The 12,009-nt window shown below is 68.8% G+C and carries 14 protein-coding genes; 7 read left to right on the top strand and 7 right to left on the bottom strand.

The genetic code is table 11. From position 1 onward, the window contains the following. Positions 1 to 258 precede the first annotated feature (258 nt). Positions 259 to 561, top strand: a complete 303-nt coding sequence (locus tag BKA25_RS26005) for a WhiB family transcriptional regulator (RefSeq protein WP_069853153.1) — start codon at positions 259 to 261, stop codon at positions 559 to 561. A gap of 21 nt (positions 562 to 582) precedes the next feature. Here the strand turns inward: BKA25_RS26005 and bagB are convergent, their stop codons facing one another. The 3 genes from bagB to BKA25_RS25990 form a co-directional block, all read right to left on the bottom strand. Then, positions 583 to 1,752: an ATPase BagB gene (gene bagB, locus BKA25_RS26000; protein ID WP_069853154.1), complete on the bottom strand. Its 1,170-nt coding sequence runs from the start codon at positions 1,750 to 1,752 to the stop codon at positions 583 to 585. Positions 1,753 to 1,757: 5 nt separating this feature from the next. Further along, on the bottom strand, positions 1,758 to 2,762 hold the full coding sequence (bagA, locus tag BKA25_RS25995) for an ATPase BagA (protein WP_069845929.1): 1,005 nt from the start codon (positions 2,760 to 2,762) through the stop codon (positions 1,758 to 1,760). 106 nt (positions 2,763 to 2,868) lie between these two features. Beyond that, positions 2,869 to 3,114 (bottom strand): hypothetical protein, encoded by a 246-nt coding sequence (locus BKA25_RS25990; protein ID WP_221313722.1) that lies wholly within the window; start codon positions 3,112 to 3,114, stop codon positions 2,869 to 2,871. A 117-nt stretch (positions 3,115 to 3,231) separates the two neighbouring features. Here BKA25_RS25990 and sp36 point away from each other — a divergent pair, with 117 nt between their 5' ends. The 4 genes from sp36 to BKA25_RS25970 are packed head-to-tail and all read left to right on the top strand — an operon-like array spanning position 3,232 to position 6,236. Beyond that, a complete protein-coding gene (gene sp36, locus BKA25_RS25985; protein WP_157420884.1) occupies positions 3,232 to 3,387 on the top strand; it encodes a Sp36 family protein in 156 nt (51 codons plus the stop codon). A 7-nt stretch (positions 3,388 to 3,394) separates the two neighbouring features. Beyond that, on the top strand, positions 3,395 to 3,868 hold the full coding sequence (locus BKA25_RS25980; protein WP_069845933.1) for a RidA family protein: 474 nt from the start codon (positions 3,395 to 3,397) through the stop codon (positions 3,866 to 3,868). A 21-nt stretch (positions 3,869 to 3,889) separates the two neighbouring features. Then, positions 3,890 to 4,501 (top strand): hypothetical protein, encoded by a 612-nt coding sequence (locus BKA25_RS25975; RefSeq protein ID WP_236750445.1) that lies wholly within the window; start codon positions 3,890 to 3,892, stop codon positions 4,499 to 4,501. Positions 4,502 to 4,556: 55 nt separating this feature from the next. Next, positions 4,557 to 6,236 (top strand): hypothetical protein, encoded by a 1,680-nt coding sequence (locus tag BKA25_RS25970; protein WP_069845937.1) that lies wholly within the window; start codon positions 4,557 to 4,559, stop codon positions 6,234 to 6,236. 112 nt (positions 6,237 to 6,348) lie between these two features. On the opposite strand, the gene BKA25_RS25965 is transcribed toward BKA25_RS25970, so the two are convergent. After that, entirely contained in the window at positions 6,349 to 7,263 is a 915-nt protein-coding gene (locus BKA25_RS25965; protein ID WP_069845939.1) for a Gfo/Idh/MocA family protein, read from the bottom strand. Positions 7,264 to 7,315: 52 nt separating this feature from the next. Further along, a complete protein-coding gene (locus tag BKA25_RS25960) occupies positions 7,316 to 7,747 on the bottom strand; it encodes a hypothetical protein (protein WP_069845941.1) in 432 nt (143 codons plus the stop codon). 31 nt (positions 7,748 to 7,778) lie between these two features. On the opposite strand from BKA25_RS25960, the gene BKA25_RS25955 reads away from it, so the two are divergent. Both BKA25_RS25955 and BKA25_RS25950 read left to right on the top strand, forming a co-directional pair. After that, positions 7,779 to 8,645, top strand: a complete 867-nt coding sequence (locus tag BKA25_RS25955) for an NUDIX hydrolase (protein WP_084642380.1) — start codon at positions 7,779 to 7,781, stop codon at positions 8,643 to 8,645. Beyond that, positions 8,642 to 9,457, top strand: a complete 816-nt coding sequence (locus tag BKA25_RS25950) for an MBL fold metallo-hydrolase (RefSeq protein WP_069845943.1) — start codon at positions 8,642 to 8,644, stop codon at positions 9,455 to 9,457. Before BKA25_RS25955 ends, BKA25_RS25950 begins: the two co-directional genes overlap by 4 nt. A gap of 29 nt (positions 9,458 to 9,486) precedes the next feature. Here the strand turns inward: BKA25_RS25950 and BKA25_RS25945 are convergent, their stop codons facing one another. Continuing rightward, complete coding sequence (locus tag BKA25_RS25945) at positions 9,487 to 10,617, bottom strand: DNA polymerase III subunit beta (RefSeq protein ID WP_069845945.1); 1,131 nt, start codon at positions 10,615 to 10,617, stop codon at positions 9,487 to 9,489. Between the two features lie 78 nt (positions 10,618 to 10,695). Then, positions 10,696 to 11,952 carry an MFS transporter gene (locus BKA25_RS25940; RefSeq protein ID WP_084642382.1) on the bottom strand — a complete coding sequence of 419 codons (1,257 nt, stop codon included), beginning with the start codon at positions 11,950 to 11,952 and terminating at the stop codon, positions 10,696 to 10,698. Positions 11,953 to 12,009 lie beyond the last annotated feature (57 nt).

Below are 12,009 nucleotides of genomic sequence, written 5' to 3'. Positions count from 1 at the left end.
CAACAGTAATGCCGGTAGGTGGGTGTGATAATGGACGAGTGGACACATCCTACCCGAGTAGGTGACTAAGGGTGTCACCGAGAGTTACCTTAAGTAATTGTTGAGGTACCCGGTGAATTAGATGGAACCGACGGGCTCTACAGTCCGTCAACGTCTCACGACAGGGAAACGCAGAACGTGACACTGATGTGGAACGTTGCTCACAGCGGGTGCCGGGGGGTGCCCTATGAGTCGGAAGACGAGCAGGAGCTGGGGGACATGATGTTCGACCAGGGGGACTGGCGGATCAGGGCGGCATGCCGCGACGAGGACCCGGACCAGTTGTTCGTTCGAGGAGCGGAACAGCGCAAAGCCAAGTTGGTTTGCCTGGGTTGCCCCGTTCGCACCGAATGTCTGGCCGAGTCCTTGGATAACCGGATCGAGTTCGGTGTCTGGGGCGGGATGACGGAACGCGAACGGCGCGCGCTACTACGCAGGCGCCCCGACGTGGATTCCTGGGCGGAACTGCTCCAGGAAGCGCGGCGTAATCACTCCGATATGGACGAGTACCAGGTCTCGTAGTCGGTAGTACTAGAGACTGTTTCACCCCGAGGGTTCGGCCGAGGCCAGTCGGTGTCCTATCTCCTGCAAACCGGAGAGATCGTGCACATCGTCGGGAAGCGCGGGGACACCGACAACGGCCACCTCGGGATGCGACTTCGTGAAGCGCGACAACAAACGCAGTTCTCGCTCGGCCAGCGCAACGCGATCCGCATGCAGGCGCAGGATCGCCTCGGTCAGCGGATTGCTGCTGCGCTGTGCGAGCTCGTCCGCAGCGGCCAGCGAGGTCGTCGCAGGTAGATCCGCGATGATCGGGTGAGTTCGATTGACGACCAAGCCGGCCAAGGGCATCTGTTCGCCGGCGAGCCGGTCCACGAAATAGGAGGCCTCGCGTAGCGCATCCGGTTCGGGAGTGGCGATCACCAGGAATGCCGTTCCCGGCGAACGCAGCGTCCGATAGGTGTGTTCGGCGCGTTCGCGAAAGCCGCCGAACATACTGTCGAATGCCTGAACGAATGCGGAGGCATCTGCGAGGAGTTGACCACCGACCACGGTGGACACCGCCTTGCTGAACAGCGAGAATCCCGCACCGACTAGTCGGCGCAAGCCACGCCCGCCCGCCCGAGCCGGTGCGGAGAGAAGTCGGATGATCTTACCGTCGAGCACCGTGGAAAGCCGTTGCGGCGCGTCGAGGAAATCGAGCGCCGAACGGCTCGGCGGGGTATCGACGATGATCAGATCCCACGAGCCGTCCTGGGTGAGCTGGCCGAGTTTCTCCATCGCCATGTACTCCTGCGTGCCGGAGAAAGACGTGGAGATGGTCTGATAAAACGGATTCGACAGGATTGCGGCCGCGCGTTCCTTGCCCGCGTGGGTGAGCACCATGTCATCGAAGGTGCGCCGCATGTCGAGCATCATCGCGTGCAGCTCGCCGCCACCGTCGAATTCCGTGATGCTGACCCGTTTCGGCTGGTTGGACAGTTCCTTTAGACCCAGAGACTGCGCGAGCCTCCTAGCCGGGTCGATGGTCAACACCACCGTGCGCCTGCCTCGGCCCGCCGCTCGCAGGCCGAGGGCGGCCGCGGTCGTGGTCTTGCCGACTCCGCCCGAACCACAGCAGACCAGCACCGAGGTCCCGGGATCGTCGATGAGGGAATCGATGGCCAGCCCCGGGGGGCGCCGCCGCCGACGGTTGTCTGCTGCATCCGACATCCGACTCACCGCACTCCCTGATCGCGCAGTGTCCCGGCGAACTCGAAGAGCCGCGCCCGGTCGATGCCCTGGGTGAACTCGGGGAGTTCGAGGGTCGGCAGGTCCGGCTGTTGGAGCGCAACCCTGGCTCGGGTCTCGGACTGGACGCTGATGGCGTGCTCGATCGTCTCGGTGACCAGGTCCTCGATGGTCGTCGCGTCCAGGTTCAGCCCGGCGGTCTCCAGGCCTGCGCGGATCCTGCCGGTGTCGACGCGACCGGCGGCGGCTGCGGTGGCGGACCGGTGCGGCAGGCGGGTGGGACGCACCCGATTGACCAACACCGCGCCCGGACGCAGATCGGCGGCGTCGAGTTCGGCGACGGCTTCCAAGGTCTCACGCACTGGAAGCTCCTCCAGCAGGCTCACCAGATGGACGGCGGTGTCACCGGAGTGCAGCAGCCGGACGACACCCTCGCTCTGACTCCGAATCGGACCGACCTTCGCCAGGTCCGCCATCGCCCGCGTGACATCGAGGAACTTCACCACGCGACCGGTCGGGGGAGCATCCAGGACCACCGAGTCGTAGACGTGCCTACCGCGTTCGTCGATCCGGCCGACGCATTCCTTGATCTTCCCGGTGAGCAGCACGTCCCGCAGCCCCGGCGCGAGCGTGGTGGCGAACTCGACGGCGCCCATCTTGCGCAGCGTTCGGCCTGCGAATCCCAGGTTGTAGAACATCGCGAGGTAGTCCAGCAGCGCTGCCTCGGCGTCGATGGCCAGGGCGAGGACCTCCCCGCCACCGGGGCCGGTCGCCAGATGTTCCTCCGAATAGGGCAGTGGTGGGGTGCCGAACACCCCGGCGATGCCCTGTCGGTCCTCGACCTCGACCAGCAGCACGCGCCTGCCCTCGTTGGCCAGGGCGAGGGCGAGCGCGGCCGCCACAGTGGTCTTGCCCGTGCCACCTTTGCCGGTGACCACATGCAGCCGGACCCGGGCCAGCTGCTCGGTCCATTCGCCGGTCGACGCCCTCACATGGCCAGACTAAAGGGGCCGAGGCGACAGGCAGGAACGTGTGTGCTGGTCGCAGCTCGGCGTTTCGTCCGTTCGGAAGGTTTCGGTTCCCGATCCGGGCGCTGCTTCAATCCGCGATGAGGATCACGCCGTCCGCGATGATGGTCGCGGCGACGAGTCCCCAGGCGAATGTGGGAGTCAACACCGTTGCCACCAACGCGACGCAGACCGCGAGGACCGCGAGCGAGATTCCCCCAGCTCGCAGTACATCCACGCGGGTACTGCCGCGGCGATCCCTCGCCTGTGCCATCGCAACCAGAACCAAGATCAGACCACCGACGACCATGAGTCCTGTCGCGATGGCACGCCACATCTCCACACCTCAACGCTAGTCGGATCCGACCGGGCACAATGCCTCCGAACGGACGTGTCGATGCACCCATTCGTGGGGATGACGCCACGAACGCCGATCAACAGATACCCTCCGTCAATGACTAAGTGGGAGTACGCCACGGTCCCGCTCCTTATCCACGCGACCAAGCAGATCCTCGACCAGTGGGGCGAGGACGGCTGGGAGCTGGTGACCGTGCTACCTGGCCCGACCGGTGAACAGATGGTGGCCTACCTCAAGCGGCCCAAGGGGTGATGACCGCGTGACCGAACAGCAGCAGCAGCGCTGGACCGAGCGTCTGACCGAGCTCGGCATCGAACTGCCGCCCGTCGCCGCGCCGGTGGCCGCCTATGTGCCCGCGGTGCGGTCCGGTTCGTACGTCTACACCTCGGGCCAGTTGCCATTGGTTCAGGGTGCTCTGCAGGCATCCGGCAAGGTCGGCGCCGAGGTCAGCCCCGAGGAAGCCAAGGCGCACGCCAGGACGTGTGGGCTCAACGCCCTGGCGGCCGTGCACGCGCTGGTCGGCCTCGACTCGGTCGTCAAGGTCGTCAAGGTCGTCGGTTTCGTGGCCTCGGCCGAGGGATTCACCGGCCAGCCCGCAGTGGTCAACGGAACCTCTGAGTTGTTCGGCGAGATCTTCCAGGGCACCGGCGGCCATGCGAGGTCGGCGGTCGGAGTGGCCGAGTTGCCGCTGGGCGCCCCGGTCGAAGTCGAGATCGTCGTCGAAGTCGCCTGAACCTGAACGGAGAACCCGGTGGTGGGGACGCCCCAGACGTTGTGTCATGAGCTGCTGTTCCGATTGGCGGGCAGGCTGGACGACGAGGAACTCTGGCGATACCGGGATTGGCTGGACGGTGGCGCCGAGGCCGTGATCGCTCGTGCCCTGCCCCGGACGTTGCTGCACGAGCGGATCGGTCTGACCGTCGAGGAACACCGGCTGTTGACCGAGGCATTGGTGCCTGCAGGCGCTTCGCCCGCACTGCTGGCCGGGGTGCTGTCGTTGGAATCCGAACCGCGCACCGGCTTCCGGTTCACCGCGGTCACCCCGTCCGGGGTGGCCACCGGTGACTCGGCCGCCGTCGTGCTCGGCGCGGTGCTTCGAGGCCGGGCCAGCATCGGCGAGGTTCGCTCGACCTGGCGGATCACCGATCAAGGCGGTGGCGCCCCTCGGCGGGTGCTGCTGGTCAGCGCCGCCGCCGAGCACGTACGCCTGACCGCCGAGCTGCAGCGCGTGTTGCGGGCGCTCGGCGAGCACGACCCCTGTGTGGAGGTGGCGCTGCCCGATCAGCGGTTGCCGTCCTACCACCGGGCTGCCTGGGCCGAGTCCGAGGTTGTCCTCACCGGACCGGCGCGTTTGACGCACGCTTGAGCTGCTCACGCTCGATACCCGTCGTTGCCCGGCGGGGCGGAAGGAGAGATCCGGCATGGCTGACACCTCGCTGACAAGGGAGGGGCTCGGCGGCCAGACGCTGGACGTGTCGGGCCGCATCCACGACCTGTTGCTCGTGATGGCGGGTCGAATCGACGACGATGCATTGGTGCGGGCTCGCGAGCTGCTCGCCTTAGGCGAGTTCGATCGCGCGATCGACTTCACGACCGGCTGTCTGGTGGCAGGCGCCGTGCCCGTGACCATTCCCGAGCGCGACGAGCTGTCGTCGCTGCTGGTCGAGGTTCGTTCCCCCGCAGCGCTCGCGGCCAGGATCAACCTCGCAGAACAGCTCCCGTCGATACAGCACCGCTTCACCTCGGAGGCCGAACCGGTCTCGGTGGTCACCGAGGTGCTGTCCAGACTGGCGGGCAGATTGCCTGCGCTGAACTGGGTTCGCTGTGTCTCGCGGCTCACCCCGGCGGGCCCCAGCCCGGCCGGTGGAACCCAGCGCGTCGTGTTGGCCGAGGTCGGTCGGACCGGCTTCCCGCACGCCATGGCCTTCCTGCTGCGCACCGAACTGTTGGAGCTGGGCGTCTCGGCCATTGTGGACGTGTGGCGCGAGGGCAGCGGTCTCTCGGACTATCACGCCACGGCGCTCAAGGCCGCCGTGGAGGTTCCGCTGCCGACCCCCGCCGTCGGCCCCGGCCCGTCGGCACAGGCCCGCTCGTATGCCGAAGCGGAACCGGCGCGGTCCGCCGCACCGCCGATGTCCTCGTCCTCGATGTCCGCCGCATCGGCGCCCGCCGAGCCCGAGCAGGCCGATCGGGATGCCGAATCACGGTGGCGTTCCGGCTCGAACTCCGGTTCGAGCACCAGAGGCTCGGACTGGTCGTCTCGTCGCTCCGGCCGGTCGGCGACCGGCTCCGCCGACCCTGGTGCTCCGACCAGCGGCTCCCGTCCGGACGGAGGCGACCGGACGGGGAACCCTGAAGCCTCCGACGACGATGGTGGCGCAACGGGCGGCGGCGCGAGCAGGCCGTCCTGGATGCCCCGTACCGCAGCGGCCACCCGCCCCGACGACTCCGCACCGGAAGCCCCCGAGACGGGTATGGCATCGGAGCAGGAGGAGCTGGTCGCCGACATCGTGCAGCTGCCGAGGCCCGACAGCTCGACGAGCTACGACGACGAACCCGAGGACAAGGACGAGTCCGGCTCGACGGGGGACAAGCGCTCCCGCCGGTCCGCCTGGGCCAGGCGCCAGACGCCGCCGACCCCGGACGGCGGACCGGAGCTGGTCGACGACGCCCCGATGATGGACGAATCCTCGGCCACCAAGGCCTACGACCTGTCCTACGGCGCCGGGAAGTCCGCGACGGACAACGGTCATGACGACCGGCCGATCGATGCGCCGTTCGCAGGCGACCCGGCCGAGGGTGACTCTGGCGGCGACATGGGATCGGGCAGCACCTCCGATTCCAAGCTCACCGAGAAGGAACGCGACCTCCTGCGCAAGCTGCACGAGGAGCTGGCCCAGCGGGAGCAGGGCGGGCCGGAGGAACCCTCTGCGGAGCACGGCGGAATGGGTTCGTACTCGGGCCGCAGACACGCGACGAACATCGAGCAGACCGGCCCGATCACCCGGATCAGCGGGATGGAGGGCATCTCGTACACGGCGGGCAGCAGCACCCAGCATCGGCAGAACAACGGGCACCCGCCGTTCCAGACTCCGAGCTGAGCCGCAGGACGCACTTCGAGCGCCGCCGGGACCTCGCAACCAGCGAAGTCCCGGCGGCGCTTCGTCGTGACATGGGCTCAGCCCGCGCGCTGGGTCGGTAGACGCGAAGCGATCACCGGCCTGCCGCCGCGAGGTCGCGCGCCGATTCCAGGATTCGCTGCAGATGCACTCCGCGACGTACGTCCAGGGGGTGCTGGTGCCGCCCCTCGCCGATCATGGCCACGAAGTCGTCGAGCAGCGCCGTGTAGCAGGCGGGCGGTTCGGTGGACGCGCCACGGAACTCCCGATGCCCGGCCTTGCCGAACACCGAGAGGTCGTTGATCGACGGGCGGATCGGGGTGCGCATCGACAAGGTCGCGGTGCTCGTCGCCCCACCCTCGTGCTCCAGGATGAGCTGCCAGACCGCTTCCTCGGTGCGGTGTACCGCGTGGACGCCGGTGACCGGACCCAACGCGGCATCCAGCAGATCGATGGCATGCGGGCCGACGTCGAACAGATCACCGGTCTCGGTGTGTCGCCAGCGGGAGTCGGCGAACTTCGCGTCCAAGAGTGATCCCGACAGCCAGCGCACCGAACCGCCCTGCCAGCCTTCGGTCTGGTTCACCTCCGCCAGCCAGTCGCGGACCTCCGGTGCGAAACGCCTGGTCAGCAGCATCAGGGATGCGACCTTGTTGTCGGACACCGTCTCGGCCAACTGCTCGGCTGCCTCGACGGAGAGTGCGATCGGCTTCTCCAGGATCAGGTGCTTGCCGCGTTGCGCTGCGGTGCGAGCCAAGTCCGCCTGGATGTTCGGGGGCACCGCGAACGCCACCGCATCGACCGAGTCGAACAGGGCCTCCGGGTCGGCGGCGACCTCGGCGCCGTGTTGTTGCGCGATCTCGGCGGCCGCTTCGGGTCGGCGGGCCCAGACCGAGGTGAGCCGGGTACCGGGGTGCGCGGCGATCCCGGGTGCGTGGATCACCTTGGCCCACTGCCCGGCGCCGATCAGGCCGACACGAAGTTGTTCGGAGTGTTCTCTCTCGTCCACGCCGACATCCTGCCGGTGACCCGGCCTCGGTGACACCATCGGACGCCGGCCATCAGCGGCCGCCCTCCATCCAGTCACCCGGGACGAGCACCTCGAAGCCCTCGTCGGTATGCAGGCGCAGCCCGGACTCGACCCATTCCGCGCGCAGCCCCGCCACGGCATTGCCCGGAACCGGCACGGCGACCCCGTAGAAGGCGTCGTCGTCGATGCGATCGCCGATCCACACCGTGTTGATCGTGGAGACCAGGCTGCTTCTAATCCGCAACTCGACCGTCGGAGCGCGATCGAGCGGCACCGTGATCTCTCCTGTGACCGGTACCTCGGTGTTCTCCGACCGCCACGGCAGCAGGATGGCCAGCCCCAACACCACGGTCAGCACCGTGCCGATCAGGCTGCCGACAACGATCAAGGCGATCCGACCCAGGCAGCCCCGGACCCCGGGCGCGGCAGGCGTCGATTCGATCGTCTCGACTTCTTCCGTCATGTGATCATGATCCTCGACCTAGAGTGGCCTGGTGCCTCGACTGCCCGAGAACTTCGTCTTGCCAGCCGAATTGATGCCGGACTCGCCGCCGTCGCCGCCCGTTCGGCCACGAGACGCCGCAACCGTGGTCCTGGTTCGTGACGGCGACTCGGGAATCGAGGTCTTCCTGCTGCGTCGTGTCACCACGATGGCGTTCGCGGGTGGCATGAGCGTGTTTCCCGGTGGGCGGGTCGACCCGAGGGATTCCGACGTCTCGGTGGCCTGGACCGGGCCCGACCCGGCGTGGTGGGCCCAGCGGTTCGGGTGCTCGCCCGAGCTTGCCAGAGCGGTGGTGTGTGCGGCGGTCCGGGAGACCTTCGAGGAGACCGGGGTGTTGCTGGCAGGCCCGGACGCCGCAGGTCTGCTGTCGGACACCTCCGGCTATGCCGAGCAGCGGGCGCGTTTGGAGAGCCGGGATCTGTCGTTCGCGGAGTTCCTCGCGCAGGAGCGTCTGGTGTTGCGCACCGACCTGTTGCGGCCGTGGGCCAACTGGGTCACCCCGGTCGTCGAACCACGCCGCTACGACACCAGGTTCCTGCTCGCGGTCCTACCGAGCGGTCAGCTGGCCGACTGGGCGACCACCGAGGCCGACCACGGCGGCTGGCAGTCGCCCGCCGACGCGCTGCGAGCCTGGGAGACGGGTGAGATCGCGCTGCTGCCGCCGACCTGGTTCGTCTTGGCGGAACTCGCCGAGTCCGGTTCGGTGGCCGCCGCCTTCGCCGAGGAACGGACGGTCGACCGGGTGCTGCCGAAGATCATCAGAGAGGGTGCGGTGCTCCGACTGCTGATGCCGGGCGATCCCGGATACGCGAGCGAGACCGACACCGTGGATCCGACGGACCCGGCGGTGTCGAGATGACCGAACCCCAGAGCCCCGCCGCGCCCGCCTACGGGGTACCGAGGCAGGTCACCGAGTTCGCCACCGTCCTTTTGGCGCGCAATCCGTCTCCGATGACCCTGGAGGGCACCAACACCTGGGTCCTCCGGGCTGCGGGCACGGAGGAAGGCGTGGTGATCGATCCCGGGCCGGACGACTCCGAACATCTCGACCGGCTCGCCGCTCTGGGTCCGGTGGGCGCCATCGTGCTCACCCACCACCACTCCGATCACTCGGGCGGGGCCCGCCGCTTCGCCGAACGGGTTCGGGCGCCGCTGCATGCCGCCGATCCGGCACTGCGCTGGGGCCCAGCGGGCTCGGAGCGCCTCGATCTCGACGAGGGCCGACTCTTGTCCGTCGGGGGCCTGCGGTTGCGTGTCCTGGCGACTCCGGGGCACACCGCCGACTCGCGTTGTCTGTCGATCGAGGACGCGGCTGCGGTGTTGACCGGCGACACCATCCTGGGTCGGGGGCCCACCGTGGTGGCCCACCCTGACGGGCGGCTCGTCGACTACCTGGCCACACTGCGTCGGTTGATCGAGCTGCCCGCCGGGTTGCGGGTACTGCCGGGGCACGGGCCCGACCTGCCCGATCTCCGCGCGGTGGCGACCGCCTACCTCGAACACCGATCGAGCAGGCTCGACCAGGTCCGCAGCGCCCTCGCGGAGCTGGGCCCCGATGCGACGGCCGGTCGGATCGTCGAGTCGGTGTACGCGGCCGTCGATCGTTCGTTGTGGCCGGCTGCGGAATGGTCGGTCGCCGCGCAGCTCGAATACCTGCGGGAACACGGCTGAGCAGGCCGGACGGGACCGCCGGCGTCGGGTCAGCCCGCGTGCTGCGTCGGGTTGCCACCCCGCGACGGTGCGACGAGGTAGGTCAGTTCGACGCCGTCGGGTCGGGTCTCGCCGGTGAGCACGGTGCCACGGCGGTCGGCGTCGGGCACCGCCAGCCGAACCTGTTCGCCGGCGAAGGCCTTGAGCCCGTCGATCAGGTTGCGTGCCTGATAGCGGCGTTGCGGCCTGCCACCGTCGACGATGGCCTTCACCGTCTCCTCCGACTCGCCGTTCTGACCGTCCACCCCGCGCACCCGCAGCTCGGCGTCGCACACCTCGACGCCGACCAACCCATGCGGTCCGGTGAAGGGCAGGGCGCGGCGGACGGCACCGGCGAGTGCGTCGGCGTCCACCCAGGCGGTGGTATCGGGGATCACCGACAACAGCCGGTCGGTGTTCGGGAACGGCGTGGCCAGCAGTGCGGTGGTCAGGCTGGACTTCTCCCAGGTGAGAGCCGCGCAGTCCACATCGGCGTGTAGGCCGACCTCGGCGCTGTCCGGGATGCGTCGGAGGATGTCCGACAGCGTGTTCGCGGGCAGCAGGACGTCGATCGAGGCATCGTCCAGCGGGGTCCAGGGCAGCCGAGCCGTGGCGAGCCGGAATCGGTCGCTGGCCATCAGGGTGAGCCGATTGCCCTCGGCGGCGATGCGGACACCGGTGAACACCGGGAGCGCGTCGTCGCGTGAGGCGGCGGCCGCGACGGGTGCGAGCGCGGCGCGCAGGGCACCGCCCAGCACGCTGCCCACTCGTGCCGGTGGTCGGGCGACACCCGGATGCGCGGCGATGTCGAGCAGTGGCAACGCGAAGCGCGCCTGCGGGGTCCGGATGGCCAGCCGGGACCCCTCGCAGACCAGCCGTACCTCCGGTGCGTCGAGCGTGCGCAGGGTCTCGGCCAGCGGTTTGGCCGGTACCAGCACCGCTCCGTCCACGTGGGAGACCGCCTCGGCCGACAGCCGTAGCCCCCGTTCGCGGTCGGTGCCCGAGACCAGGACGCCGTCCGAGGCTGCGGTGAGCACGACCCCGGTCAGCAGGGGTTCCACCATTCGGGTGGGCAGCAACCGGGTCACGTCGGCGACAGCGGTGGCGAGCCTCGCGGTCGGCGCGGTGATGTCGAACTCCATGCCGTCGACCCTAGGACGGGACCACGACAGAACCGGGGCCCGCGACACCGAGCCGAACCGTGCTGTCGGTGGCTGTGGTCAGGCCGTCTCGGTCGCGGCCGTCGCGGGCGCCTGCGCCTGCGAGGCCTCCGCCGCAGTCCGCACGCTGTGCCGCAGCAACCACACCAGGAAGGCGACCGCCAGACCGGCTACCGAGGCGACGAGGAAGGCGGTCGACGGACCGGCCTCCTCGACCACGGTCCCGCTGATGCTCTGACCGATGGCCAAGCCGAGGGTGACCGAGGTGATGATCCAGCCGAAGGCCTCCGCCGCGGCGCCCGGAGGCGCGACCGCCTCGATCGCCAGGGAATGCGCGGTGGACTGCGGGGTGATCAACGTGCCGACCACGACCATGACCACTCCCAGCCCGACGAGCGTCGTCGGGATGGCCAACAATGCGCCCAACAGGGCGAATCCGCCGAGCAGGACGGGCAGTCGAAGGTAGAGCGGTCGGGGCCACGGGCGCATGCCGTACAGCACGCCGAACAGCACCGAACTGATCGACCACAGGCTCAGCAGCAGCCCACCGACGGCCGGATGCCCCGCCTGACTGGCCGCACCGGGGACGGCGACCTCGATGAAGCCGATCACCAGGCCGAAACCGAAGGCGGCCAGCGTGACGGTCCGCATCGCGGGCATGCGGAATGCGCCGAGCAGCCCGCTCTTGGCCAACGGGACCTCACGGCTGCCCCACTGTCGGACGGTGCGGGTCAAAGCGAAGGCGACGGAGCCGATCACCAGCGAGGCCACGCCGATGGCCAACCCGGTTCCGCCCCACGGCGCGGTCACGAAGAGACCCGCCAGGCCGGGGCCGAGGATGAAGAAGACCTCCATGCTGATCGCCTCGTAGGAATACGCGGCGGTCCGCGCGGGGCCGCGGGGCAGCAGTCGTTGCCAGAGCGCCCGGGACGCGCTGCCCACCTGCGGCTGGGTGAGTCCGACCGCGAGGGCGATTCCAACCAGGACCGGAACGGGCAGCCGGTTCTCGATGGCCACCACGATCAGACCGGCGAGCAGGCCGAACAGCGTCGAGATGATGAGCAGCGGCCGGGTGGGTCCGAATCGGTCCACGATCCGCCCCTGGGCGACCGAACCGAGCGCGACTCCGATCAGCTCCGCACCGGAGACCAGGCCGGCGCTGGCGAAGGAACCCGTTTGGCGCTGCGTATAGAGCAGTAGTGAGATGCCGACCATCGCGATCGGCAGTCTGCCGAAGATGGCGGCGATCACCGGGCCTGCGGCGCCGGGAGTTGCGAGTGCGGTTCGGTAGTCGCTGAGGCGGACTGCATCTGACACCCGTTCATTTTGCACGGGTCTGGTACACGCGTACCAGTTATTTTCGGGGTGTGCTCA

It is taken from the genome of Actinoalloteichus hymeniacidonis, from assembly GCF_014203365.1.
Classification (GTDB): domain Bacteria; phylum Actinomycetota; class Actinomycetes; order Mycobacteriales; family Pseudonocardiaceae; genus Actinoalloteichus_A; species Actinoalloteichus_A hymeniacidonis.
The sequence above is the reverse complement of the archived record's forward strand: the minus strand, read 5'-3'. Positions and strand labels throughout refer to the sequence as shown.